Origin of the sequence: Nocardia sp. NPDC051832, from assembly GCF_040681285.1 — a bacterium.
Lineage (GTDB): Bacteria > Actinomycetota > Actinomycetes > Mycobacteriales > Mycobacteriaceae > Nocardia.
The window spans coordinates 627,739-652,557 of sequence record NZ_JBFAYL010000003.1 but is presented as its reverse complement, the minus strand read 5'-3'; the positions used below and the strand labels follow the sequence as shown (position 1 = coordinate 652,557).

General features: G+C 66.7%; 27 protein-coding genes. 14 read left to right on the top strand and 13 right to left on the bottom strand.

Annotated elements, in window-relative coordinates; genetic code table 11:
* Positions 1 to 2: 2 nt before the first annotated feature.
* The 8 genes from tuf (AB0M14_RS20940) to hppD form a co-directional block, all read right to left on the bottom strand.
* Positions 3 to 1,193, bottom strand: coding sequence for an elongation factor Tu (tuf, locus tag AB0M14_RS20940; protein ID WP_364997366.1), 1,191 nt, complete (start codon positions 1,191 to 1,193; stop codon positions 3 to 5).
* A gap of 194 nt (positions 1,194 to 1,387) precedes the next feature.
* A complete protein-coding gene (tuf, locus tag AB0M14_RS20935) occupies positions 1,388 to 2,578 on the bottom strand; it encodes an elongation factor Tu (RefSeq protein WP_356973505.1) in 1,191 nt (396 codons plus the stop codon).
* Between the two features lie 80 nt (positions 2,579 to 2,658).
* Positions 2,659 to 4,761: an elongation factor G gene (fusA, locus tag AB0M14_RS20930; RefSeq protein WP_364997364.1), complete on the bottom strand. Its 2,103-nt coding sequence runs from the start codon at positions 4,759 to 4,761 to the stop codon at positions 2,659 to 2,661.
* Between the two features lie 162 nt (positions 4,762 to 4,923).
* The gene (rpsG, locus tag AB0M14_RS20925) at positions 4,924 to 5,394 is read right to left on the bottom strand and encodes a 30S ribosomal protein S7 (protein ID WP_030525248.1); all 471 of its coding nucleotides are present in this window, start codon (positions 5,392 to 5,394) and stop codon (positions 4,924 to 4,926) included.
* Position 5,395: 1 nt separating this feature from the next.
* A complete protein-coding gene (rpsL, locus tag AB0M14_RS20920; protein WP_019049359.1) occupies positions 5,396 to 5,770 on the bottom strand; it encodes a 30S ribosomal protein S12 in 375 nt (124 codons plus the stop codon).
* Between the two features lie 276 nt (positions 5,771 to 6,046).
* On the bottom strand, positions 6,047 to 6,604 hold the full coding sequence (locus AB0M14_RS20915) for a DUF3558 domain-containing protein (RefSeq protein WP_364997362.1): 558 nt from the start codon (positions 6,602 to 6,604) through the stop codon (positions 6,047 to 6,049).
* A 14-nt stretch (positions 6,605 to 6,618) separates the two neighbouring features.
* Complete coding sequence (locus AB0M14_RS20910; protein ID WP_364997360.1) at positions 6,619 to 7,146, bottom strand: DUF3558 domain-containing protein; 528 nt, start codon at positions 7,144 to 7,146, stop codon at positions 6,619 to 6,621.
* A gap of 57 nt (positions 7,147 to 7,203) precedes the next feature.
* The gene (gene hppD / locus AB0M14_RS20905) at positions 7,204 to 8,382 is read right to left on the bottom strand and encodes a 4-hydroxyphenylpyruvate dioxygenase (RefSeq protein WP_364997359.1); all 1,179 of its coding nucleotides are present in this window, start codon (positions 8,380 to 8,382) and stop codon (positions 7,204 to 7,206) included.
* A 138-nt stretch (positions 8,383 to 8,520) separates the two neighbouring features.
* On the opposite strand from hppD, the gene AB0M14_RS20900 reads away from it, so the two are divergent.
* Entirely contained in the window at positions 8,521 to 9,045 is a 525-nt protein-coding gene (locus tag AB0M14_RS20900) for an Lrp/AsnC ligand binding domain-containing protein (RefSeq protein ID WP_194816047.1), read from the top strand.
* Here AB0M14_RS20900 and AB0M14_RS20895 read toward each other — a convergent pair whose 3' ends face one another.
* The 3 genes from AB0M14_RS20895 to AB0M14_RS20885 all read right to left on the bottom strand — a co-directional run bounded on the left by AB0M14_RS20895 (position 9,046) and on the right by AB0M14_RS20885 (position 11,354).
* Positions 9,046 to 9,819, bottom strand: a complete 774-nt coding sequence (locus AB0M14_RS20895) for an acyl-ACP thioesterase domain-containing protein (protein ID WP_364997357.1) — start codon at positions 9,817 to 9,819, stop codon at positions 9,046 to 9,048.
* A gap of 132 nt (positions 9,820 to 9,951) precedes the next feature.
* The gene (locus tag AB0M14_RS20890) at positions 9,952 to 11,037 is read right to left on the bottom strand and encodes a transglycosylase SLT domain-containing protein (RefSeq protein WP_364997355.1); all 1,086 of its coding nucleotides are present in this window, start codon (positions 11,035 to 11,037) and stop codon (positions 9,952 to 9,954) included.
* Positions 11,034 to 11,354, bottom strand: coding sequence for a type VII secretion target (locus AB0M14_RS20885; RefSeq protein ID WP_364997353.1), 321 nt, complete (start codon positions 11,352 to 11,354; stop codon positions 11,034 to 11,036). Before AB0M14_RS20885 ends, AB0M14_RS20890 begins: the two co-directional genes overlap by 4 nt.
* A gap of 236 nt (positions 11,355 to 11,590) precedes the next feature.
* On the opposite strand from AB0M14_RS20885, the gene AB0M14_RS20880 reads away from it, so the two are divergent.
* The 8 genes from AB0M14_RS20880 (at position 11,591) to AB0M14_RS20845 (ending at position 19,808) form a co-directional block, all read left to right on the top strand.
* Entirely contained in the window at positions 11,591 to 12,607 is a 1,017-nt protein-coding gene (locus tag AB0M14_RS20880) for an NADPH:quinone oxidoreductase family protein (protein WP_364997351.1), read from the top strand.
* Positions 12,608 to 12,709: 102 nt separating this feature from the next.
* Entirely contained in the window at positions 12,710 to 13,822 is a 1,113-nt protein-coding gene (locus tag AB0M14_RS20875) for a winged helix DNA-binding domain-containing protein (protein WP_364997349.1), read from the top strand.
* A gap of 123 nt (positions 13,823 to 13,945) precedes the next feature.
* Positions 13,946 to 15,289: an amidohydrolase family protein gene (locus tag AB0M14_RS20870; protein ID WP_364997347.1), complete on the top strand. Its 1,344-nt coding sequence runs from the start codon at positions 13,946 to 13,948 to the stop codon at positions 15,287 to 15,289.
* A 115-nt stretch (positions 15,290 to 15,404) separates the two neighbouring features.
* Entirely contained in the window at positions 15,405 to 16,181 is a 777-nt protein-coding gene (locus AB0M14_RS20865) for an ABC transporter ATP-binding protein (protein ID WP_364997345.1), read from the top strand.
* Entirely contained in the window at positions 16,181 to 16,960 is a 780-nt protein-coding gene (locus AB0M14_RS20860) for an ABC transporter permease (RefSeq protein ID WP_364997343.1), read from the top strand. The genes AB0M14_RS20865 and AB0M14_RS20860 overlap by 1 nt, the downstream gene beginning before the upstream one ends.
* 19 nt (positions 16,961 to 16,979) lie before the next feature.
* Positions 16,980 to 18,131 carry a nitrate ABC transporter substrate-binding protein gene (locus AB0M14_RS20855; protein ID WP_364997341.1) on the top strand — a complete coding sequence of 384 codons (1,152 nt, stop codon included), beginning with the start codon at positions 16,980 to 16,982 and terminating at the stop codon, positions 18,129 to 18,131.
* Positions 18,132 to 18,133: 2 nt separating this feature from the next.
* The gene (locus AB0M14_RS20850; protein ID WP_364997339.1) at positions 18,134 to 19,123 is read left to right on the top strand and encodes a 2-oxoglutarate and iron-dependent oxygenase domain-containing protein; all 990 of its coding nucleotides are present in this window, start codon (positions 18,134 to 18,136) and stop codon (positions 19,121 to 19,123) included.
* Positions 19,124 to 19,154: 31 nt separating this feature from the next.
* Complete coding sequence (locus tag AB0M14_RS20845; protein WP_364997337.1) at positions 19,155 to 19,808, top strand: GntR family transcriptional regulator; 654 nt, start codon at positions 19,155 to 19,157, stop codon at positions 19,806 to 19,808.
* A gap of 15 nt (positions 19,809 to 19,823) precedes the next feature.
* Here AB0M14_RS20845 and AB0M14_RS20840 read toward each other — a convergent pair whose 3' ends face one another.
* Complete coding sequence (locus AB0M14_RS20840; protein WP_364997335.1) at positions 19,824 to 21,494, bottom strand: FAD-dependent oxidoreductase; 1,671 nt, start codon at positions 21,492 to 21,494, stop codon at positions 19,824 to 19,826.
* 229 nt (positions 21,495 to 21,723) lie between these two features.
* Between AB0M14_RS20840 and AB0M14_RS20835 the strand changes: the two genes are divergently transcribed.
* Positions 21,724 to 22,215, top strand: coding sequence for a histidine phosphatase family protein (locus AB0M14_RS20835; protein WP_364997333.1), 492 nt, complete (start codon positions 21,724 to 21,726; stop codon positions 22,213 to 22,215).
* On the opposite strand, the gene AB0M14_RS20830 is transcribed toward AB0M14_RS20835, so the two are convergent.
* A complete protein-coding gene (locus AB0M14_RS20830) occupies positions 22,216 to 22,416 on the bottom strand; it encodes a hypothetical protein (RefSeq protein WP_209886722.1) in 201 nt (66 codons plus the stop codon).
* 97 nt (positions 22,417 to 22,513) lie between these two features.
* Between AB0M14_RS20830 and AB0M14_RS20825 the strand changes: the two genes are divergently transcribed.
* The 4 genes from AB0M14_RS20825 to AB0M14_RS20810 all read left to right on the top strand — a co-directional run bounded on the left by AB0M14_RS20825 (position 22,514) and on the right by AB0M14_RS20810 (position 24,746).
* Positions 22,514 to 22,882 (top strand): VOC family protein, encoded by a 369-nt coding sequence (locus tag AB0M14_RS20825; RefSeq protein ID WP_364997331.1) that lies wholly within the window; start codon positions 22,514 to 22,516, stop codon positions 22,880 to 22,882.
* A gap of 94 nt (positions 22,883 to 22,976) precedes the next feature.
* Entirely contained in the window at positions 22,977 to 23,432 is a 456-nt protein-coding gene (locus tag AB0M14_RS20820; protein ID WP_364997329.1) for a MerR family transcriptional regulator, read from the top strand.
* Positions 23,429 to 24,424 (top strand): aldo/keto reductase, encoded by a 996-nt coding sequence (locus AB0M14_RS20815; protein WP_364997327.1) that lies wholly within the window; start codon positions 23,429 to 23,431, stop codon positions 24,422 to 24,424. Before AB0M14_RS20820 ends, AB0M14_RS20815 begins: the two co-directional genes overlap by 4 nt.
* A gap of 31 nt (positions 24,425 to 24,455) precedes the next feature.
* Positions 24,456 to 24,746 carry a putative quinol monooxygenase gene (locus tag AB0M14_RS20810; protein WP_364997325.1) on the top strand — a complete coding sequence of 97 codons (291 nt, stop codon included), beginning with the start codon at positions 24,456 to 24,458 and terminating at the stop codon, positions 24,744 to 24,746.
* The last annotated feature ends 73 nt before the right edge of the window (positions 24,747 to 24,819 follow it).

Sequence of the window (24,819 nt, the reverse complement as noted above, 5' to 3'; positions counted from 1 at the left end):
GATTAGACGAGGATTTTGGTTACGCGGCCGGCGCCTACGGTGCGGCCGCCTTCGCGGATGGCGAAGCGGAGGCCTTCGTCCATGGCTATCGGCTGGATCAGTTTGACGGTCATTTCGGTGTTGTCGCCGGGCATGACCATTTCGGTGTCTTTGGGGAGGGTGACTACGCCGGTGACGTCGGTGGTGCGGAAGTAGAACTGGGGGCGGTAGTTGTTGAAGAAGGGGGTGTGGCGGCCGCCTTCGTCCTTGCCGAGGATGTAGACCTGGGCTTCGAATTCGGTGTGGGGGGTGGTGGTTCCAGGCTTGACGACTACCTGGCCGCGTTCGACGTCTTCGCGTTTCACGCCGCGGAGCAGGAGCCCGACGGCATCACCGGCTTGGCCCTGATCGAGGAGTTTGTGGAACATCTCGATACCGGTGACGTGGGTTTTGATGCGCTTCGTGCGCATGCCGACGAGCTCGACTTCGTCGTTCAGCTTCAGGACGCCGCGTTCGATCCGTCCGGTGACAACGGTGCCGCGGCCGGTGATGGTGACGACATCCTCGATCGGCATGAGGAAGGGCTTGTCGGTCTCGCGGACCGGTTCGGGAATGAATTCGTCTACGGCGTCGAGCAATTCGATGATGGACTGGGTCCACGCCGGATCGCCCTCCAAGGCCTTCAGCGCGGAAACCCGGACGATCGGCGCGTCCTCGTCGAACTCCTGTGCGCTCAGCAGATCGCGCACCTCGAGCTCGACCAGCTCCAGGATGTCCTCGTCGTCGACCAGGTCCGCCTTGTTCAAGGCGACGAGGATGTAGGGCACCCCGACCTGACGCGCCAGCAGCACATGCTCACGGGTCTGCGGCATCGGCCCGTCGGTAGCCGCCACGACGAGAATCGCGCCGTCCATCTGCGCCGCACCGGTGATCATGTTCTTCACGTAATCGGCGTGACCGGGCGCATCCACATGCGCGTAATGCCTGCGCTCCGTTTGATATTCGACATGCGCGATATTGATCGTGATGCCGCGCGCCTTCTCCTCCGGCGCCTTGTCGATCGAATCGAAAGCGGCCATCGAATTGAGCCCGGGATACTTGTCGGTCAGCACTTTCGTGATCGCCGCGGTCAGCGTCGTCTTGCCATGGTCGACATGACCGATCGTGCCGATGTTGACGTGCAATTTGGTCCGGTCGAACTTCGCCTTAGCCACCGGAACACCTTCTCCCTGGACTAGCTGGTGGATATACCCCCCAAGCTCGACGATAGCCCCCGAGAACCCCCGTGCGCCTGGGATTTTCACCAGCCTGCCCCGGAAAACCCCTGCTAGAGATCAACTTCCCGGAAAACGCCGAACGGCGCCGCTCCCGAGGGAGCGACGCCGTTCGGTGTCAGTAAGTCAGAGACTCACTTGATGATCTTCGTGACGCGACCGGCGCCGACGGTACGGCCACCTTCACGGATCGCGAAACGCAGGCCCTCGTCCATGGCGACCGGCTGGATCAGCTTGACGGACATCTCGGTGTTGTCACCGGGCATGACCATCTCGGTGCCCTCGGGCAGGGTCACAACGCCCGTCACGTCAGTCGTACGGAAGTAGAACTGCGGACGGTAGTTGTTGAAGAACGGGGTGTGGCGGCCACCCTCGTCCTTCGACAGGATGTACGCCTGGCCCTCGAACTCGGTGTGCGGGGTGGTGGTGCCCGGCTTCACGACAACCTGGCCACGCTCGACATCTTCGCGCTTGATGCCACGAACCAGCAGACCGACGTTGTCGCCGGCCTGGCCCTGGTCGAGCAGCTTGCGGAACATCTCGATACCGGTGACGGTGGTCTTGGTGCTCTTCTCGCGGATGCCGACGATCTCGACTTCCTCGTTCACGTTGAGGATGCCGCGCTCGATACGACCGGTGACGACGGTGCCACGACCGGTGATCGTGAAGACGTCCTCAACGGGCATCAGGAAGGGCTTGTCGGTCTCACGGACCGGCTCCGGGATCGACTCGTCGACCGCGTTCATGAGCTCGACGATCGACTCGACCCACTTCTCGTCGCCCTCGAGCGCCTTGAGGCCGGAGACGCGCACGACCGGCGCTTCCTCATCGAATTCCTGCGAGGCCAGCAGTTCGCGGACCTCCATCTCGACGAGCTCGAGGATTTCCTCGTCGTCGACCATGTCGGACTTGTTCAGCGCGACCAGGATGTAAGGAACACCGACCTGACGGGCGAGCAGCACGTGCTCGCGAGTCTGCGGCATCGGGCCGTCGGTAGCAGCGACCACCAGGATGGCGCCGTCCATCTGCGCCGCACCGGTGATCATGTTCTTGATGTAGTCCGCGTGGCCCGGAGCGTCGACGTGCGCGTAGTGGCGCTTTTCCGTCTGGTACTCGACGTGGGAGATGTTGATCGTGATACCACGAGCCTTCTCCTCCGGCGCCTTGTCGATCTGATCGAACGCGAACGCCGCGTTCAGATCCGGGTACTTGTCAGCCAGCACCTTGGTGATCGCTGCAGTCAGCGTGGTCTTGCCGTGGTCGACGTGACCGATGGTGCCGATGTTGACGTGCGGCTTCGTCCGCTCGAACTTCGCCTTCGCCACTGTGGTGTCCTCCTGGACTTGTTGGTGCGTGCAGTTGCAGCAGTGCGGTTATAAAGGGGGGTCGTGCTGACTCCCGGCTATTAGTCGCCGGTCGCCTTGGCGATGATCTCCTTGGACACGTTGGCCGGAACCTCCGCGTACTGGGCGAACACCATGGAGTAGTTCGCTCGGCCCTGGGTCTTCGACCGCAGGTCACCGATGTAACCGAACATCTCCGAGAGCGGAACCAGCGCCTTGACGACACGGGCACCACTGCGTTCCTCCATGGCCTGAATCTGGCCACGGCGGGAGTTCAGGTCGCCGATCACATCGCCCATGTAGTCCTCGGGCGTGATGACCTCGACCGCCATCAGCGGTTCGAGAATCACCGGACCGGCCTTACGGGCCGCTTCCTTCAGGGCCTGCGAGCCGGCGATCTTGAAGGCCATTTCCGACGAGTCGACGTCGTGGTACGCGCCGTCGAGCAGGACGACCTTCAGGTTCACCAGCGGGTAGCCCGCGAGGACACCGTACTGCATGGCATCCTGCGCACCGGCGTCCACCGAAGGGATGTATTCGCGCGGAACGCGGCCACCGGTGACCTTGTTCTCGAACTCGTAGGTCGCGCCGTCCTCGCCGACGAACGGCTCGAGGGCGATGATGACCTTCGCGAACTGGCCGGAGCCACCGGTCTGCTTCTTGTGGGTGAACTCGAGCTTCTCGACCGTCTTGGTGATGGTCTCGCGGTAGGCCACCTGCGGCTTACCGACGTTCGCCTCGACCTTGAACTCGCGCTTCATGCGATCCACGAGGATGTCGAGGTGGAGCTCGCCCATGCCGCCGATGACGGTCTGGCCGGTCTCCGCGTCGAGCTTCACCGAGAACGTCGGATCTTCGCGCGCCAGCTTCTGGATCGCGGTGCCCAGCTTCTCCTGGTCGGACTTGGTCTTGGGCTCGATCGAGACCTCGATGACCGGATCCGGGAACGTCATCGACTCGAGGACGACCTGGTTCTGCGGGTCGGACAGGGTGTCACCGGTGGTGGTGTCCTTCAGACCGATCACGGCGTAGATGTGGCCGGCCGAGGCGGTGCTGACCGGGTTCTCCTTGTTGGAGTGCATCTGGAACAGCTTGCCCAGGCGCTCCTTCTTGCCCTTGGTCGAGTTGACGACCTGGGCGCCGGAGGCGACCGCACCGGAGTAGACGCGCACGTAGGTGAGCTCACCGAAGAACGGGTGCACGGCGATCTTGAACGCCAGCGCCGCGAACGGCTCGTCGACGTTCGGCTTGCGGGTGACCAGCTCGTCTTCCTTGCCGGGCACGTGGCCGGTGGTGGCCTCGACGTCCAGCGGGGAGGGCAGGTAGTCGATGACCGCGTCGAGCATGGGCTGCACGCCCTTGTTCTTGAACGCGGAACCACAGAGCACCGGGTAGAGCTCGGAGTTGACCGTCATCTTGCGGATGGCGCCCTTGATCTCCTCGATCGAGAGCTCCTCACCGCCGAAGAACTTCTCCAGCAGCGCCTCGTCGGACTCGGCGACGGTCTCGAGCAGTTCCTGACGGTACTGCTCGGCGCGCTCCTTCAGGTCGGCCGGGATCTCGACGACTTCGTACTCTTCGCCGAGCTTGGTCTCGCCCTTCCAGACCTTGGCATTGTTCTCGACCAGGTCGACGATGCCCTCGAAGTCGTTCTCAGCGCCGATCGGCAGCTGGATGACCAGCGGCTTCGCGCCCAGGCGATCCTTGATCGTCTGCACGGTGAAGTAGAAGTCCGCGCCGAGCTTGTCCATCTTGTTGACGAAGCAGATGCGCGGGACGTCGTACTTGTCGGCCTGGCGCCACACCTGCTCGGACTGCGGCTCGACACCTTCTTTACCGTCGAACACCGCGACGGCGCCGTCGAGGACGCGGAGCGAACGCTCCACCTCGACGGTGAAGTCGACGTGCCCGGGGGTGTCGATGATGTTGATCTGGTTGTCTTTCCAGAAACACGTGGTAGCCGCGGAGGTGATGGTGATACCACGCTCCTGCTCCTGCTCCATCCAGTCCATGGTGGCGGCGCCATCGTGGACTTCACCGATCTTGTAGGTGATACCGGTGTAGAAGAGGATGCGTTCGGTAGTGGTGGTCTTGCCCGCATCGATGTGGGCCATGATGCCGATGTTGCGGACCTTGTTGAGGTCGGTGAGCACGTCCTGTGCCACGGAAATCTTCCCCGCTCTGCTTGTCGTATATCAGCGTGTTGGGATCTTCGGGTGTCGGACCTTGGTCAGGTCCACTATGTCAACGTCGGGAACGGCACCGAAGTGCCGCCCCCGACTGTGACTACCTTCCGGCCCCCACACGAGCGATGGGCCGGGGGGTAATCACCAGCGGTAGTGCGCGAAGGCCCGGTTGGACTCGGCCATCTTGTGCGTGTCTTCACGACGCTTGACCGAAGCACCCAGGCCATTGCTGGCGTCGAGGAGCTCGTTGGCCAGGCGCTCGATCATGGTCTTCTCGCGACGGGCGCGGGAGTAGTTGACCAGCCAGCGCAGCGCCAGGGTGTTGGAGCGGCCCGGACGGACCTCCACCGGCACCTGGTAGGTGGCGCCACCGACGCGGCGGGGCTTCACCTCGAGGGCGGGCTTGACGTTGTCGAGCGCACGCTTGAGGGTGACGACCGGATCGGTGCCGGTCTTCTCGCGTGCCTGCTCCAGCGCGCCGTAGACGATGCGCTCGGCGGTGGACTTCTTGCCGTCCAGCAGGATCTTGTTGACCAGCTGAGTGACCAGCGGCGAACCGTAAACCGGGTCGTTGATCAGCGGACGCTTGGGTGCGGGGCCCTTGCGTGGCATATCAGCTCTTCTCCTTCTTGGCGCCGTAGCGGCTGCGGGCCTGCTTGCGGTTCTTCACACCCTGGGTGTCGAGGGAGCCGCGGATGATCTTGTAGCGAACACCGGGGAGGTCCTTCACACGACCGCCACGCACGAGCACCATCGAGTGCTCCTGGAGGTTGTGGCCTTCACCCGGGATGTACGCCGTGACCTCGACCGCGCTGGTCAGGCGAACGCGCGCGACCTTACGCAGCGCGGAGTTCGGCTTCTTCGGGGTCGTCGTGTACACGCGGGTGCACACGCCACGACGCTGCGGGCTCCCCTTGAGGGCCGCGGTCTTGGTCTTGGAGACCTTGTCGCGGCGACCCTTGCGGACCAGCTGGTTGATGGTTGGCATAGACCGGCTTTCCTTGTTTTTGTCTAACGCGGTGTCTGGAACTTCATGTCTTTGTGGTTCGAGCTATCGAACTCGCACGTCCGTCCACGTTTCTCGCGTCCCGAGGTCGGGCGTGTCGCGATCCGAGTAACGACCTTTTTCCGGGCACGCCGAGAAGGTCGGCCGCTTTCGCTGGCTTACGTCGAATCACGAACTTGCCCGCATGCTTCCGGGCACAGCGGTCCACGATACCCGTGACCTCGAGAGAGGTGCAAAACGGGGTCCGAAATCCCCCAGCTAGCGGGCCCTGTTCAAGGTCAACTCGAGCAATTGCTTGGCGCCCACGCACGGATCGGGGTGACTTGCCCCCGGTCGATAGTTGATCCACCAGCTCACGACGCCGGTGTCGGCGGCGCTTGCGGTGACACCGCAAGAGTCCGGGTCGTTCGGGCGCCGGGTTTGCAGGCCGCGACTGCCCTCAACGGTGATGTTCTCGCTGGTGTAGCCGAGTTTGTCGTTGTTCGCCTTCTCATTGTTCAGGGAACCGACCTCATACCACGCCAATGTGACCATTGCCACGCCGCCGGGTGCGTCCTCGACATCCCACATGCACACCGCGCCGTTGAAGGAGCTCTGCACGATTTGCGACTTCCCGACCGCCTCGCCGATCTTCTCCTGGGAGACGACCTCGCATTCGCGCAGCAGTTTGTCGAAGTTGGTGTTGATCGACCCGCTGCCGCTCCCGCCGGCCGGATAGGCCGTACCCGGCACCGTCTGCCCGCAGCCGGCCGTGAGCGCCACCGCGAGGGCGCTCAACGCGATACCGGCGGACCGGGCGACACTGGACAACCCCATCCCTGTAGTCCCCCTCATTTGAGCCGCTGCACGGTCAGCTCGGCCAGTTTGTACGCGTTGTCACACGGGTTCGCGGTGGCCGCGAACAGGCCGTAGGACATCGACCACTCGAAGAAGTCGTCGTCGAGCTGGACGGCGAGATCGCAGATCTTCCCGCTCGGGTCCAGGCCCTTCCAGCCCGGGCGACCGCCCACCTCGATCGTCTCCGGCGCCCGCCCCGCGGTGCTCACCCAGGCCTTCTCGCGATCGATCGGGCTGCCCCGGTAGGAAGCGAAGGTGACGCTCGGCGAGACGGCGCCGGCGGCCTGCCAGTTGCACCCGGTGGCGTTCTTGAACACCCGGGAGATCCGCCCCAGCCCAGCGATGTCCTGAATCTCCTGGTCGGTGACGTGACCGCATTCGCCGACGAACGGGCCCAGTGAGGCGACCCGCGGCGGCGGACGTAGCGGAGTGTCGTCCGCATCGGAGCCGCCGCCGGCCCCGCAGGCCGACAGCGTCAACGCCAAGGCCATACCGGTGATGAGCGCCGACGAGATCCGCATGCCACGAACTCTACTGGGTTCGGGGGCGACGGCTCCGGACGAGAGCTCCTGGGTCGCTTACAGATTCCCGCGCGCCTCCTGCTCGCGTTCGATGGCCTGGAACAACGCCTTGAAGTTGCCCTTGCCGAAGCCGAGCGAGCCGTGCCGCTCGATCAGCTCGAAGAAGACGGTGGGGCGGTCGGTGAGCGGTTTGGTGAAGATCTGCAGCAGATAGCCGTCCTCGTCGCGGTCGACCAGGATGCCGCGGCGCTGCAGTTCCTCGACCGGGACGCGGACGTGGCCGATGCGGGCGCGCAGTTCCGGGTCGGAGTAGTAGGTGTCGGGGGTGTCCAGGAATTCGACGCCCTCGCGGCGCAGCGCGTCCACGCAGGTCAGGATGTCGTTGGTGGCCAGGGCGATGTGCTGGACGCCGGGGCCGCGATAGAAGTCCAGATACTCGTCGATCTGCGAGCGCTTCTTGCTCACCGCGGGCTCGTTCAGGGGGAACTTCACCCGGTGGTTGCCGTTCGCCACGACCTTGCTCATCAGCGCCGAGTAGTCGGTCGCGATGTCGTCGCCGACGAACTCGGCCATATTCGTGAAACCCATGACGCGGCGGTAGAACTCGACCCAGTGGTCCATCTTGCCGAGCTCGACATTACCGACGACGTGGTCGATGGCCTGGAACAGCCGGGCGGGGCGGCCGGGGCGCGGTTCGTAGCCGGCGGTGCGGGCGACGAAGCCGGGCAGATAGGGGCCGTCGTAGCGGGAACGGTCGATCAGGGTGTGCCGGGTCTCGCCGTAGGTGGCCAGGGCGGCGGAGCGGACGGTGCCGAATTCGTCTGTGTCGTCGTGCGGTTCGACCAGGATGGTCGCGCCCTGCTTGCGCGCCTGCTCGATACAGCGGTCCACGTCGGGCACTTCCAGGGCGATGTCGACGATGCCGTCGCCGTGCCGGTCGTGGTGACCGATCAGCGGGCTGTCCGGGTCGACCGCGCCGGTGATGACGAAACGGGCTGCGCCGCTGCGCAAGACATAGGCCTTGTGGTCGCGGTTGCCGGTCTCGGGGCCGGAGTAGGCCTCCAGGCGCATGCCGAAGGCGGACTGCAGGAAGTGCGCGCTCTGGGTGGCGTTGCCGACCACCCAGACCAGCGCGTCCCAGCCGATGACCGGGAACGGATCGACACTGGTGTCATGGTCGACGAGGCCGACGAGGCCGCGCAGCTCGCCGTCGGAGGGCAGGTGCTCGATGGTCATACCCTTAGGAGACCGGCGTCACATGGCGGTAGGCAACAGCGACATTTTTCTATAGACACTGTGGCGAATTCGGCTAGCTGGAGCTCGCTGATGCTGGACAATTTGAATAGCACAGGCTGTACACCAAGGGAGGCCGCAATGTCGCGTACGCCGGCGAAACTGGACGAGCTCGATCTCGCCATCCTCACCGCCATGCACGAGTACCAGAAGGCGGGGATTCTGGAGCTGTCCCGGCGCACGCGGGTGGCCCGGGCGACGGTGCAATCGCGGATCGGGCGGATGGAGGAGTCCGGCGTCATCGCCTCCTACGATCCGCAGATCGACGTCACCGCAGCGGGTTTCGACGTGCAGGCGTTCGTGACGCTGGAGATCGCACAGGGCGCGCTGGACCTGGTCGCGGCCGAACTGGACGCGATTCCGGGGGTGCTGGAGGCGTACGCGACCACCGGATCCGGAGATGTGTGGTGCCGGATCGGCGCCGACTCCCATGCCGGATTGCAAACGGTGTTACTGAGCATCGACCGCACCAGCTCGGTGGTGCGCTCGCACAGCGTCATCGTGCTCTCCACCGTGGTGCCGCGCCGCACGCTGCCGCTGCTGCGCACCCTCACCCCGACGCACAGCAGCAAGGCGCCCGCCTACCGGGAGCCGCACGACCGCTGATCAGGCGCCGGGCAACGGCATCACGCGCACCACGGTCGTGGTGGTGCCGCCGACCACGAACCACAGGCGCAGGCTCGGGCGCCCGGAGCGATCGCCCGGCTCGTAGCGGCTGCGCACGGTCACATGCTGACGTGCCAGGACCGGCGCGACGTACTCGATGACCGCGCGGTGCGGGGCCGCCACCAGCTTCGGATATTCGACCAGGAACTGCTCCACGGCCTGCCAGTAACAGGCGTTGTTGACGTGGTTGAAACTGTCGATGTCGGTGGCGCGCACCGGAAACGGCAGATCGGTGTCGGATTCCGGCGGGGTCGGATCGGTGAGGTAGGGGCGCCAGCGCAGCCGATGTTCCTGCGTGGTTTGCGCTAGGTATGCCAGGCCCTCGTCGCTGATCCGGGCGGGCATGTTGTTCGACTCGCTGATATTGATCCAGAAGCCTTCGGTCTCGATCAGGCCGCCGTTACCGCTGGTGATCCGCACCCGCATATTCGTCCACCGCGTCGACATGCTCGAGCACCAGCGTAGTAGCTGCACCTCGTCGGGCCACTGGATCGGCCGGATCACATCGATGACCGTGCGCCGGACGATCCAGCTCGGATCGGTGCGATGCAACGTGGTCTTATGTAGCTGCTCCCAGGCGATATCCTGCAAGTAGCGGGCGACACTGTCGAACCGCAAGCGGTCATACGGATCCACATCACCAGCCCGGACGGGCCACGCGGAGGCGAAGCCCGTGCCCTGGGGAATCGGGGCGAGTGGCTGATCGAGTGACACTGGTGCTCCTCGCGCTGCACGATGTGCCGCGTTTTTTCTTGCGGTGCTCTTCTGAGACGACTTTACGGGGCGTACGTCACACCCTCGCGTCGAGATCGGCGTACCCGCGCGTAGCACCACCCGGGCGTCGGATCAGTAACCGACGTAGCTGCCGCCCTTGCTCATTGCCGCGATGCCGGGAACATTCGACAGCGAGCCGTAGCGTTCGATGGCGTAGCGGCTGCCGGCGATGATGTTGTCGACCGGGTTGTAGATGTCGTCGTGGCCGGGCAGCTTGTAGGCATTGAAGGTCGGGTCGATGGTCTGCATCAGGCCCTTGGACGGAATTCCCGCCGCCGCGTTGCTGTCCCAGAGGTTGATCGCGTTGGGGTTGCCGCCGGATTCCTTCTCGATGATCTTGGCGATGATGGCGGCGTCGCTGTCGCTGATGTCGTAGCCCGCCGCGCGCAGCTCCTGGATCGCCTTCTCGATCCATTCCTTCTGCTCGCCGGTGGGCATCGTGGTCGGTGCGTCGCTGGTGTACTGGCTGCCCGAACCGGATCCATTGGTATTCGAGGTGAGGTTGCTGCTGGGACTCTGCGTGCTCGGCTGCTGGGTGGTGACCGGCTGCTGGGTGGTCGCCGGCGTGGTCGGCGCCTGCTCCACCCCGAGCTTCGGGTCGCCGAGGCCGTCATAGGCGGTCTGTAGCTTCGCGACCGCGGTGGCGACCTTGGCTCTGGCGGCGGTCGCGACACCCTCGGCGGCGGCCAGGGCGTTGGTGATGTCCAGTTGCCGCTGCGCGGCCGCCAGCTCTTCATTGAGCACGGCCAGGTCGGCTCCACCGCGGCCGTCGGATTCGGCCTTGCGGATCTCGGCGATCCGCGCGGTGGCGGTGACCACGCCGGCGTCGGAGACCTCGAAGGCCGGCTTCTGGTTCAGCGCGTCGTCGCGCAGTTGCAGCACTTTGGACTTCGCGTTGTTCAGGTTCTCCACCTGCTCGTTGAACGCGGTCTGCAGCTCCAGCAGGGCGGCGCTCACGGCCGAGCCGCGGGTCTTCTCGATCTCCATGCGCGCGGTCGCCGCGCTCGCGGCCGTGCCAGACCAGGTCAGGCCCTGGGTGTCGGTGACGCTCTTGGTGAACAGGCCGTCCAGCTTGGTCGAGACGGTGTTCGCGTGCGTGCCGGCGGCGGTGAGCTTGGTGGGCTCCCACTTGGCGACATCCGGGATAGTGAGCGTCATTTCACCTCCAGGCCGATGGTCTTCAGCTTGTTCGTGAACTCTTCTTCGGCCAGCTCGAATTTGCCCGCCGCGTTCTGCATGTTGTCCGCGACCGTGGAGAGGCGCTCGTTGATGCGCGTCAGGCAGTTGTTGAGCGTGTCGGTCGCACTCGTGACCACGGTGCCGAAGTCGGTGCCCGGCAATGCCCCCGAGGCGAAGTTGAAGCCTTCGCCGGCGCCGAGACTGCTGACATCGGTCGCCTCGGTGCGCAGATTGGTCGCGAACTTCTGTAGCGCCTCGGTGCTGACCTGCAATTGGTCGTCTTTCGGTCCTGCCATGGAAAACCCCCTTCTCCCCGACCTGAATTCGCGGCAAGCTTAGCCAAAATCCCACCGTGTGGACAGGCCGCGGCGCACCGGATTCGGCGCCGAACCATTGGCCGACCGGCGGCGCTCCGGCCGGCATCCCCGTGAAGGGCATCTGCGGGCAGACGCCTTCGGATGCTCCGGTTATGTTGGTCACGATGTTGTCGGCGGCCGAACGCGTCGCCGCGGTAGGACAGAGAGGTCGGCCCATGCGCGCAGCTCAGGTCAGCAAACTGGAGGGACCGGAAGCGATCGAGGTGGTGGACATCCCGGAGCCCGCGGGCTATCCCGGCGGGGTGGTCATCGACGTGCACGCGGCGGGAGTGGCCTTCCCGGACGTGCTGATGACCCGCGGGCTGTACCAGATGAAGCCGGAACTGCCCTTCGTCGTCGGCGGCGAGATCGCGGGCGTGGTGCGGGAAGCCCCGGCGGACGCGCACGTCAAAGCCGGTGACCGGGTGGTCGCGCTGACCCTGCTCGGCAATGCCATGGCCGAGGTCGCGGTGGCGCCCGCGCAGATGGTGTTCAAACTGCCGGACAACATTTCGCTGGAGGCCGGCGCCGGCATCCTGTTCAACGATCTGACCGTGCACTTCTGCCTGCGCAACCGGGGCCGGCTGGCCCCGGGCGAGACGGTGCTGGTGCACGGCGCGGCCGGCGGCATCGGCACCTCCACGCTGCGGATGGCGCAGGCGCTGGGCGCGGGCAAGGTGATCGCGGTGGTCAGCACCGAGGCCAAGGCCGAGGTCGCGCGCGCCAACGGCGCCACCGACGTGGTGCTGTGCCCACCGACCCCGTCGGCTACGCCTCCGGCCGGCCCCCAAGCCGAGGGCTGGCTGGCCGCGGTCAAGGAGATCACCGGCGGGCGCGGCGTGGACATCGTGCTCGACCCGGTCGGCGGCGACCGGTTCACCGACAGCATCCGTTCGCTCGGTTCGGCCGGGCGACTGCTGGTCGTCGGCTTCACCGCGGGCGAGATCCCCACGGTGAAGGTGAACCGCCTGCTGCTCAAGAACGTCGAGGTCACCGGCGCCGCGTGGGGTGAGTGGGTGATGACCCACCCGGGCTACCTGCAGGAACAGTGGGCCGAGGTGGAGCCGCTGCTCGCCGCCGGGAAGATCACGCCGCCGCAGCCGGTGCTGTACCCGCTGGAGCGGGCCGCGGAAGCCGTTGCGTCCCTGGACAACCGGACCGCGACCGGCAAGGTCGTCGTCACTCTGCGCTGAGCGCCCGGCGCCTGGGCGCGGGGACCGCCGCGCCCAGGCGGCGAATCCCGTCACGGTTTTGCGGGCGACAGCGGCCTGGCGGGCTCGTACTGTGAGCGCATCATGAAGCTGTCGAATCGGGTCCTGAATCGGACGCTCCTCGCGCGCCAGCACCTGCTGGAGCGGTCCACGCTGACCGCACACCAGATGTGTGAGCATCTGGTCGGCCTGCAGGCACAGGATGTTCCGCCGCCGTTCGTCGGGCTGTGGAGCCGGATAGCGGATTTCGATCCGGCGACGGTCTCGGACGCGCTCGACGACCGTTCCCTGGTCCGGATCACGTTGATGCGGGGCACCATTCACCTGGTGACGCCGCCGGACGCACTGCGGATCGCCCCGCACATCCAGCCGGAGCTCGAAAAGACGCCGTTCCGCAAGGGTTTCAACTTCGGCGCGATGGTCGGACTGGACCCGGCGGAGGTGCGCAAGAACGGCGAGGCGGTCCTCGGCGACGAACCCATGCCGGCGGCCGAGATGCGCGCCCGCGCCGCCGAACTCTATCCGGACCGTGATCCTGGCGCGGTGCTGCAAACCTGGCTGTACCAGCTCCCGGTCCTGCAGACCCCGCCCCGCGGCAAGTGGAAGGACAACAGCAGGCCGGTCTGGTCCCGGATCGAGCCCTGGCTCGGCGCGCCGCCGGACCCGTCTTATCCGCTGGCGGAGTTGCTGGTTCGCTATCTGCGCGCCTTCGGTCCGGCCAGCACGATGGACATGCAGGCCTGGTCCCGGCTGACCGGCATCAAGAAGGCCGTCGACCAACTCGGCGACCGGCTGCGCACCTACAGCGACGAGCGCGGCCGCACCCTCTACGATCTGGCCGACGCCGAACTCGCCGATCCCGATCTGCCCGCACCGGTGCGCCTGCTCGGCTGGTACGACAACGCCGTGCTCGCACACCAGGACCGGACCCGCATCGTCCCCGACGGCAACGCTCCGCCACTGCGCGCCTTCGCCAGCCTGGTGTCCTCGATCTTCCTCGACGGCTATCTGGCCGGGATCTACAAGATCTTCCCCAAGGGCGGCGTCGCGCGCTTGCGGATCAGTCCCGCCCGCCCCTGGTCGGCCGCGGAATGCGCCGAGGTCGAAGCCGAGGCCCTGGCGCTGCTCGCCTTCCTGGAAGCCGACAAGGAACCGGTCGTCGAGATCTTGCAACCGGGCGCGGATCTCAAGCCCTGAAGGTTAACAACCGCGCAATACACCGCCTTTAGGCTTGCCGGCACGTCGTTCATGGCTGCAACGGGCGACGCGGACCGCTGAACCGGCGGGCGAACCAGCCGCATTTCCGAGGAGGAATGCCGCATGGTGCCCGCGCGCGCTCAGTCCACTGTTATCACCGACGTCACCGTTTACCTACGCGGCCAACCGGATCCGCGCTGGCAACCTGGACAGGACGTTGTGATCCGGGACGGCGTCATCACCGAAATCGGCGCCGACGCCCGGCGGGCGCACCCCGAACTCCCGCGCGCCGACGGCAGCGGCGGGCACCTGGTGCCCGGCTTCGTCAACACCCACACGCATCTGCAGCAGGCGGTGCTGCGCGGCCTCGGCGAGGGGTTGCCGCTGCTGGCCTGGTTGCGGTGCGTCGGCGAGCGCACCGTCGCGGCCACACCCGAGCAGACCTATCTGTCGGCGCTGGCCGGCGGGCTGGAGCTGCTACGCGGCGGCGTCACCACCGTAGTCGAGCACATGTGGCCGAATCGCTCGGAAGCGGTGCACGACGCGATGATTCGCGCCTTGAACGAGCTAGGGATCCGGGTGATCCTCGGCCGCGGTCTCGCCGATCGGGCCGATGCCTCGCGCCGCTGGGGTCTGGATCCGCGGCTGATGCAACCACTGCCGGAGGTGTTCGCGCATATCGAGGAACTCGACGCGCGGTTGCGGGGATCGCGCATCAGCACGGCGCTGGCGGTGCCGAATCCGCGGTGCCTGACGCCCGAGGGCATGGCCGCCGCTCACGAGTTCGCGGTACGCGGCGGCAAGACCGTATCGATCCATGTCCTGGAGACCACAACCGACGAGGAAATGTGCCGATTGCATGCGGGCCGCGGCGCCGTCGACTATCTCGACGACTCCGGGTTCCTCTGGGATCGCACCCTGGCGGTGCACTGCGTCAACCTGGATGCGCACGGCCGCACGGTTTTCGCCGACCGCGGCGTCGCGGTCTCCTACAACCCGATCAGCAATATGCGCCTGGGCAGCGGCGTCGCGCCGGTGCTGGACATGCTGGCGGCGGGTATCGCGGTCGGGCTCGGCGTCGACGGCGCGGCCAGCAACGACACGCAGGACCTGCTCCTGGCCCTGCGCATGGGTTCCTACTTGCAGCGAGTCACCCGGAAACGCGCTGATCTGCTGGGTTTCGACGACATGCTGCGGATGGCGACCAGCGGCGCGGCGCGGGCGCTCGGCCGGCCCGGCCACGGCCCGGGGATCGGCGCCGGGGACCGCGCCGACCTCACCCTGTTCCGCTTCGACCGGGATTTCGCCTGCCTGCCGGTGCTCGATCCCGGCGCGACGCTGCTCACCGCGGCGTCCGCGCGAGTGGTCGACACGGTCTGGGTGGACGGCGAACCGGTCATCCGGGACGGCCGCAGCACCCGGGTGGATGCCGAACTGCTTGGGCGCCAACTGATCAGCATGCGATGACAAGTTAATCAGCCGGAAACCGCGCGGCGATTACATGTAATTCAAGGCAACGATACTGATCTTGCGCACGGGTTGCACGCAACAAAGATCGACCCGGCGCGGGAAGGCACGAACAGTGACACTCTTCGACACCAGACGCGACGCCGATGCCCGGACCTTGCTGTCCGGCCTCGACGTCTCATTCGCCCAGGCGGGCAAGACATTCGGCGACACCCGGGCCCTGACCGGCATCGATCTCGACATCAGGACCGGCGAATTCGTCGCGGTGGTAGGGCCTTCCGGCTGCGGAAAGTCGACGCTGCTGCGGCTGGCCGCCGGACTGACGCGGGTCAGCACGGGATCGGTTGCGGTGCGCACCGATTCGATCGGCTTCATCTTCCAGGAGGCGACCTTGCTGCCCTGGCGCACGGTGCTGCGCAACGTGGAGCTGTCCGCCGAGTTGCAAGGCCTGGACCGCAAGACCCGCAGAGCCCGCGCCGCCACCGCCCTCGGCGCCGTCGGATTGACCGACTTCGCGACCAGTCTGCCGCACCAGCTCTCCGGGGGTATGCGGATGCGGGTCTCGCTGGCGCGGGCATTGACGCTGCGACCCGAACTGATGCTGCTGGACGAACCCTTCGGCGCCCTGGACGAGTTGACCCGCCTGAGCATGCAGGAGGAGCTGCTGCGCCTCTACCGGGACCACGAGTTCACGGCGCTGTTCATCACGCATTCGGTCTCCGAGGCGGTGTTCCTGGCCTCGCGGGTGGTGGTCATGTCCGCGCGACCCGGCCGGGTGCACGAGGTGATCGATGTGGATCTGCCCTACCCGCGCAGCCGGGAGTCGCGCTTCGATCCCGCGTTCACCGAGCTGGTGGCACGCACCTCGGACTCCTTGAAAGCGGCCTGCTGATGCCTCGCCTCACCAAAGTTCTCGCACCCGTCGTCTCTTTCGGTGTGGCGCTGGCCGCCTGGTACGCGGTCTCCCTGCTGGTGCTGAGCCCACAGCGCCGCTTCCTCCTGCCGCCACCGCACGCCGTGTTCACCGAATCCCTGGCCGACCCGGCCAAGCTCGAAGTGATGCTGCGAGCGCTCGGCGTGACCGGGCGGGTGGCGCTGACCGGGCTCGCGCTCTCGGCCGTCCTCGGCGTCGCGATCGCGGTGCTGATGAGCCAGGCCAAGGCGATCGAACGCGTGGTGTACCCCTACTCGGTGGTCCTCCAGGCGATCCCGGTGCTGGCCGTGGTGCCGCTGATCGGGCTCTGGTTCGGGTACGGACTCGGCTCGCGCACCATCGTCTGCGTGCTCATCGCGATCCATCCGATCATCGCGATGACGCTGTTCGGCATCCAATCGGTGGACGGCAACCTGCGGGAGCTGTTCGCCCTGGGCCGAGCCGGCCGGATCCGCACCATGGTCGCGCTGGAGCTGCCCGCGGCGCTGCCCTCGATCATGACGAGTCTGCGTACCGCGGCGGGACTTTCGGTGACCGGCGCGATCATCGGCGACATGTTCTTCGCGCAGGGACGCCCGGGTATCGGGACCCTGCTGGACAACTACCGCGCCCGGCTGCAATCCGAGGACCTGCTCGCGGCGCTGCTGCTGGCCGGCTTGTTCGGCGTACTCGTGTTCGCGATTTTCACTGCCGCACAGCGGATCACCACCGGCGGCTGGCACGCCGCCGGTCGCTAGCCCCTATCTGGAGGATGCCATGCGTATTCGTACCTTCGGCGCGTTCGCCCTCGCGGCCGCCGTAATCAGTTCCAGCGCGGCCTGTTCCGGTTCCGGGACCGAGACCGCCCCCGACCTGCCCGCCGCTGCGGCCGAACAGCTGCTCTCCGGGATCTGCCCGGAAAAGGTTGTCGTTCAGCTGCAATGGGAGCCGGAGACCGATTCCGGTCCGATCTTCGGCCTGCTCGGTCCCGGCTACCGGGTCGACTCCGACCGCAACCTGGTCACCGGCCCGCTGGCGATCGACGGCAAGGACACCGGAGTCGATCTGGAGATCCGGGCGGGCGGGCCGGCCATCGGCTTCCAGACGGTGCCCTCGCAGATGTATGTCGACTCCTCGATCACGCTGGGGCTGGCCCATTCCGAACACGGCATCGCCGCCGCGGCCACGCAGCCGATCGTCGCGGTGACCACGTTGCTGCGGGCCAGCCCGCAAATGCTGATGTGGGATCCGGGCACCCATCCGGATTGGCGCGGTATCGCCGACATCGGGAAATCCGGTGCGCCGGTAGTGGTTTCACAGGGGCAGCTGTACCCCGACTGGCTGGTGGCGCGGGGACTGCTGCAGCCGGGGCAGATCGACAGCTCCTTCGACAACTCGCCGTCCAGATTCGTGGCCGGGCCGTCGTTCGCGCAGCAGGGTTTCGTGAACTCCGAGCCCTACGTCTACGAGCACGAAGTGCGGGCCTGGGGCAAACCGGTCGGCTACCAGCTGCTGCGCGACGTCGGCTACGAAGGCTATGCCCGCACCGTCAACGTGCGCGCCGACCGGCTCGACGAGCTGCGGCCCTGCCTGCGACGGCTGGTGCCGATGATCCAGCGCTCGACCGCGCGGTTCCTGGCCGATCCGGCACCGGTCGACGACGTGGTGGTCGACGTGGTCTCGCAGAGCCTCAACTTCAGCCCCTACAGTGCCGAGCTCGCCGAATTCGGCTCCCGTGCACTGATTTCCGGCGGACTCGTCGGTCCCGACACCGACGGCGTCATCGGCAGCTTCGACGAGGCCCGGGTGCAACGCGTCATCGCGGAGTTCGCCCCGATCCTGCGCCGCGGCGGCGCACAAGTACCCGACGGACTGTCCGCCCGGGCCCTCGTCACCAAAGAATTCCTCGATCCGACCGTAAGGAACTGAGCATGGCCACCAGTTACGACCTGTCCGAAGTCTCCCGGGAGCAGCAGATGGGCGGCCTCGGCACCGAGACCGACCGCGAGATCCGGGTCATCGACCTCACCGACTTCGAGGACCGCCGCGCCGAGATCACCGAAGAACTCTGGCAGGCCGCCACCGAGATCGGCTTCTTCCAGCTGTCGGGGCACGGAATTCCGCAGACCCTGATCGATGACGTATTCACCCGCACTGCGGGGTTCTTCGCGCTCCCGGACTCGGTGAAAGGCCGGTATCCGCTGGTCAAGGCGAACAACGCGGGCTGGGAGAGCATGAGTCAGGTGCGGCCGTCGATCGGCGTGCCCGACCAGAAGGAGTCGTACCAGATCACCCGCCCGCACATGGACCGATTGTGGCCGAGTTCGGCGGAACTGCCCGGATTCCGTAGCGCTGTATTGGCTTTCGAGCACCAGGCCTGGACCGTGGCCATGCGCGTGCTGTCCTGTTTCGCCGATCGTCTCGGGATGGACCGCGACCATTTCACCGCGGCGCACAACCCGGAATCGCCGGAATATCAGAGCACCCTGCGGCTGCTGCACTACTTCGCGGTCCCCGCCGAACTGCGCGGTGTACCCGGTCGCTGGCGGGCCGGCGCGCACACCGACTTCGACTGCCTCACTTTGCTTTTCCAGCGCGATGGTCAGGGCGGGCTGCAGGTGTGCCCGGGCCGGGAGATGCAGGAGCAGGAGTGGACCTCGATCACGCCGTCGTCCAGCCTGATCACCTGCAATATCGGCGATATGCTCACCCGCTGGAGCGATGATCTGCTGCCGTCCAACTTCCACCGGGTCCGCAGCCCGGGCGAAGGCGAATACCAGGGAGAGCGCTACAGCATCGCGTACTTCGCCCAGGCCGACCGCGACGCCGTCATCCAGGGGCCGGGCGGCACCTATCCCCCGGTCACCGCCGCCGATTTCCTCACCCAGCGGGTGCGGGCCAACTATCGGCCGCAAGGATAGCTTCGACGCCCGCAGGAAGGGGACCACTGTCATGACCGATCCGGAAGCGCCGCCGGGGGCTCTGCTCGGCGAGCACGTGCACCGGCAAGTCCGCCAGCTGGTCCTCTCCGGCGAACTCGAACCCGGTCAGCCGCTCAGCGTGCCCGCGCTGGCCGCCCGGCTCGGGGTCAGCCGCAGCCCGGTGCGCGAAGCCGTCCAGCAGCTCATCTACGAGGGTCTGGCCGTCAACGTGCCGCACGCGGGCGCGCGGGTCGCCGTCCTGGACGACGGCCAGATCCGGGACGTGCTGGCGGTCCGCGCCGTACTGGACGGCCTGGCCGCCGAACGCGCCGCCACCCGCCTCACCGACGCCGATCTCGACGAACTGGCCGATCTCGTTGCCGCACAGGAGCACAACCTGCACGGCGCCGCCGACACCGCCCGCGACACCCAGCTCGACCTGGCCTTCCACCGCCTGATCCGGGACGCTGCCGCCAGCAAACCTCTGACCGACGAACTGTCCCGGCTGGAAGCCCAGGCCCACCTCTATCGCGGCGACCTCTGGCACTCCGCCCGAAACCGCCGCACCGCCCTGCACGAGCACCGCGGCATCCTGCAGGCCCTCGAATCCGGGCTCCCCGCATCCGCCCGAGCCGCCGCCGAGTCCCACGTACACGGCTTGATCACACGGCTCGGACGGAGCTGAGACGAGCGAAATCCCCTAGCCGCGAGCGGCTTTCAGCAGGTCTTCGCGGGTGGTGAACTTGACGCGGGGGCGGCGTGCCGCCTTGCCCGCGGTCTTCTCGGCCTGATCGATGGACTTCCAGCCCGCGCGGTCGACCAGGTCGGGCTGGCGTTCGGCGATGAGGGCCTTCAGGGCGGCGCGGTCGGCTTGGGGCTTGTTCAGCTTTCCGCTGGTGAAGTCCGAAACAAGCTGTTCCACAGTCTCTTCGGAGTCGGTGCGGTTGGAGCCGATGACGCCGCGCGGACCGCGCTTGATCCAGCCGCTGACGTAGACGCCGGCGAGCGGTGCGCCGTCCTCGCCGAGGACGCGACCGTGTTCGTTGGGGACCACGGCGCGACCCTCGTCGAAGGGGAGGTCGGCGACCGGTTCGCCCTTGTAGCCGATCGAGCGCAGCACCAGACCGGTTTCCAAGGCTTCGGCGCGGTCGGTGGCGCGGGCCACCACCTGGCCGCCCTCTTCGACCAGTTCGTTGTGCACGAACTCGAGGCCCTCGACCTGCTCGACGCCGGTGACGGCGGTCGGGGAGCCCAGGTAGCGGAAGACGATGCGGCGGTTGGCCGGATCGCGACGGCCCGCGGCGTACTCCTTGGCGAGGGTGTACTTGAGTTGCAGGTGCGGTTCCACGTCCGGGTCGTCGAGCACGGCGCGGCTGGTCGCGTCCAGTTCCAGGTCGGCGTCCTCGACGACGATGTCCACACCCTTCAGGTGGGCCAGCGCCAGGAACTCCGGCGAGGTGTAGGCCGCCTGCAGCGGGCCACGGCGGCCGAGCACGACGACCTCGCGGATATTGCTGCGCCGCAGGGCATCCAGCGCGTGGTCGGCGATATCGGTCTTGGCGAGCTCGTCGGGATCGACGGTGAGCACGCGGGCCACGTCGAGGGCGACATTGCCGTTGCCGACGATGACGGCCCGCTCGGCCGACAGGTCGAACTGGCGATCCGCGTAATCGGGGTGACCGTTGTACCAGTTGACAAACTCGGTGGCCGAGTGGCTGCCGGGCAGATCCTCGCCGGGCACGTTCATCCGCCGGTCGGACGCGGCGCCGACCGCGTACACGACGGCGTGATGGTGCTTCAGCAGTTCCTCGTGCGAAATGTGGGTGCCCACTTCCACATTCAGGTAGTACTGCAGGGTCTCGCGCCGGAACGCGGACTCGAACAGGCTCGACACGGTCTTGGTGCCCGGATGGTCCGGGGCGACGCCGTTGCGCACCAGACCCCACGGGGTCGGCAGCCGGTCGAACATCTCCACCTCGACATCGCAGCGCCGCAACAGCTCGTCGGCCGCGTAACAGGCGGCCGGCCCGGCGCCGACGATGGCGACCCGCAGCGTGCCGAGTTCCTTCGGCGGACGCGCGGGCGTCACGATCGGATCGAAATTCGACTCCAGCGGATGCCGCTGGAAGTAGGCGGCGTTGATGTCGCGATAGCGGGCCAGCGACGCGGTCAGATCGTCCTCGGAGAAGATGGCCTCCACCGGGCACGCGTCGACACAGGCACCGCAGTCGATGCAGGTGTCGGGGTCGATGTAGAGCATCTCGGTCGTCGCGAACTCCCGCTGATCCGGGGTGGGACGAATGCAATCGACCGGGCACTCGGAGACGCAGCTGGCGTCGTTGCAACAACGCTGCGTGATGACGTAGGCCATAGTGTGCAGATCCTCGAAATGTGCGTGGGCTGTATGCCACCCGGGGGTTTGCGGTGGACCGGCGGTGTCACAGGGTCGAGCGTGCGCGGTTGTGACGCCGCTTTCAGTGTGCCTGAAGAGTGGCGTACGCCTCTCTCCGGACTGCCACGGTCCTATCACAGCGGCTCTCGTGCGCGTCAATCCCCCACCACATCGTGAGACAGCGAGGGATCGGCCTTACGGTATGCGCATGGCGCGGACTCTGATCCTCATGCGGCACGGCAAGTCGAGCTACCCGGACGGCGTCGGCGACCATGAGCGCCCGCTGGCGACCCGTGGTCTGCGCGAAGCCGGCCTGGCCGGGCAATGGCTGCGCGAAACCCAGCCGCCGGTCGACGCGGCGCGCTGCTCCACCTCGGTCCGGACACGGGAAACCCTGGCCGCCACCGGAATCCAGGCCCCCGTGGTCTTCGAGCGCGGCATCTACGAGGCGTCTCCGCGCACGCTGATCGAACTGGTCCAGATCTGCGACGACGACGTGTCGACCCTGATGCTGATCGGGCACGCGCCCGGGATGCCGTGGACCGCGTGGGAGCTGGCCGCCAACCGCAACTCCGAGCAGGCGATCGAGCTCAGCCGGAAGTTCCCCACCTCAGCGCTGGCGGTGCTGGAATTCGACCGGCCCTGGGCCGAGGTGGATCCGGGTACCGGCGAGCTCACCTATTTCCACGTGCCGCGCTGACTACTTGAGCAGCTTGCCGCCGACCACGACGACGCCGCCGAGGATCAGCAGCAGCACGAAGGCGACGAACCCGTTCGTCAGCCACCACACCACGCCGAGCGCGAGCAGCACCGGAGCCACCGCGACCGCGGTGATGAAGGGACTTTCCCGGACCGTGGCCAATGCCGAACGAGCCCGGACACGATCAATTTCCTTAGCCATGTTCCCCAGGGTAGGCGCGGAAATCCGGGGCGTCCCGTTGTCTGGGAATCGGCCGATTTCCGCTGCGTGCGGCGGTGCCCGGTGGGAGGCTGAGGCGATGGATTGGAAAATCGAACTCATCGCGATTCCCGTCACCGACGTCGACCGCGCGAAGGATTTCTACACGTCGATCGGCTTCAACGCCGACCATGATCACTCCCCCAGCGACGACGTCCGCTTCGTGCAGCTGACCCCGCCGGGCTCGGGCTGCTCGATCTGTATCGGCACCGGGCTCACCGAAGCCGCTCCCGGCAGCGTCGAGGGCATGCAGATGGTCGTCGCCGACGCCGAGCAGGCGTATCAGCAGCTGGTCGCGGCCGGCGTGGAGGCCACCCCGGTCAAGGACTTCGGCTGGGGCCTGTTCACCTTCTTCGCCGACCCCGACGGCAACCGGTGGGCCGTGCAGCAGCTGCCCAAGTACGACTGAGCGACCGCCCCTCGACTCGTGAAGAATTGGCCTTGCTTGGAGTGCACTCCAGGTGGGTAGCGTCGGTCATGTTCTTCGAGAAGGGCGAGGGTAGATGGGTCTTCCGGCAGGTCAGAGCAGTGTCACCGACCATGATCGGCCGCGGTATTCGATCGGCGAGGTCGCCGAGCGGTCCGGGCTGAGCCGGGACACCCTGCGCTGGTACGAGCGGATCGGGCTGATGGATTACGTCGGCCGCGACCACACCGGAAAGCGGCGATTCAGCAACCGTGACCTGGAGTGGCTGGCGCTGATCGGGCGCTTGCGCACCACCGGGATGTCGGTCGCCGACATGGTCCGCTATGCCGAGCTGGTGCGGTCCGGCGATGCGACGCTGCCGGAACGGTTGCAGATGTTCCGGGACACCCGCGCTGAAGTGCTCGCCCAGATCGAGGAACTCCGCAGGACCGTCGAAGTGCTGGATTACAAGATCGCCTTGTACTCCGGCGACGACTCGGCGGTCCGGCCGGCATTACTCATCGCGCACGACAGCAAAGGAATTCAGAAATGACTCTTCCGGTCACCGCTCTGGGCACCGACGGCATCGAGGTCGGCGGGCAGGGCCTGGGCTGCATGGGAATGAGCGAGTTCTACGGCGAGTCCGACCTCACCGAATCCCGCGCGACGCTGGACCACGCGCTGGAACTCGGCATCACCCTGTTCGACACCGCCGATATCTACGGCTCCGGCCACAACGAGGAATTCCTCAGCGATTTCGTGCGCGCCAACCGGGACCGGGTGGTGCTCGCCACCAAGTTCGGCATCGTGCGCAAGACCGAAGACCCCGCCTACCGCGGTTTCGACAATTCCCCCGGCTATATCCGCAAGTCCGTGGACGACAGCCTGCGCCGGCTCGGCATCGACGTCATCGACCTGTACTACATGCACCGCCGCGACCCGCAGGCGCCGATCGAGGACACCGTCGGCGTGCTCGCCGAACTCGTCGCACAGGGCAAGGTCCGCGCGCTCGGCCTGTCCGAGGTGACCGGCGACGAACTGCGCGCGGCGCACGCCGTCCATCCGATCGCGGCCGTGCAATCCGAGTGGTCGCTGTTCTCCCGCGATGTCGAGCGCACCGCGGTGCCCGCCGCCGCGGACCTCGGCGTCGCGTTCGTGCCGTATTCGCCGCTGGGCCGCGGCTTCCTGACCGGCCGGCTGAGCACCGCGGACCCGACGGACTTCCGCCGCAACATGCCCCGCTTCTCCGGCGACAACGCCGTGCACAACGCGGAACTGCTGGCGCCGCTGGCCGCCATCGCCGCAGACCGTGGCGTCACCCAGGCCCAGGTGGCGCTGGCGTGGGTGCACGCCCAGGCCGGGGCGCACAACCTGCCGGTCGTCCCGATCCCGGGCACCCGCAGCCGCAAGCGTTTGGCGGAAAACGTCGCTGCCGCAACACTGGTCCTGACCACCGACGAGCTGGCCGGCCTGGAGCCGATCGCCGGAAAGGTCGCCGGCCCCCGCTACGCCGACATGTCCTTCACCTCGGCGGGCCGGGAATAGCAAGCAGCGCAACAGAACAGGAAGCACAGACGTGTCCACACTGTCCCTGAACGTCCGTTTCACCGCCAAGCCCGGTCAAGAAGCCGCCTTGCGGGAAACCCTGCAGAACATGATCGAACCGACGCTTGCCGAGGAGGGCTGCCTCGGCTACGAGCTGTACCTGCACCCGACCGACCCGAGTCGCGTTGTGCTCCTGGAGGAATGGGTGGACGTGGCCGCGCTGGCGGAGCATTTCCAGACTCCGCACCTGAAGCAGTGCATCGCCGACATGGAGGACATCCTGGCCGAGCCATTGCAGATGCGGCGATTCACCGACGCATAGGGCCTGCTCGGCATCGCTTTGGTGGACAACTGCCGTGCTACAGGGTATGAAACTAGAACAGGTTTCATTTCTG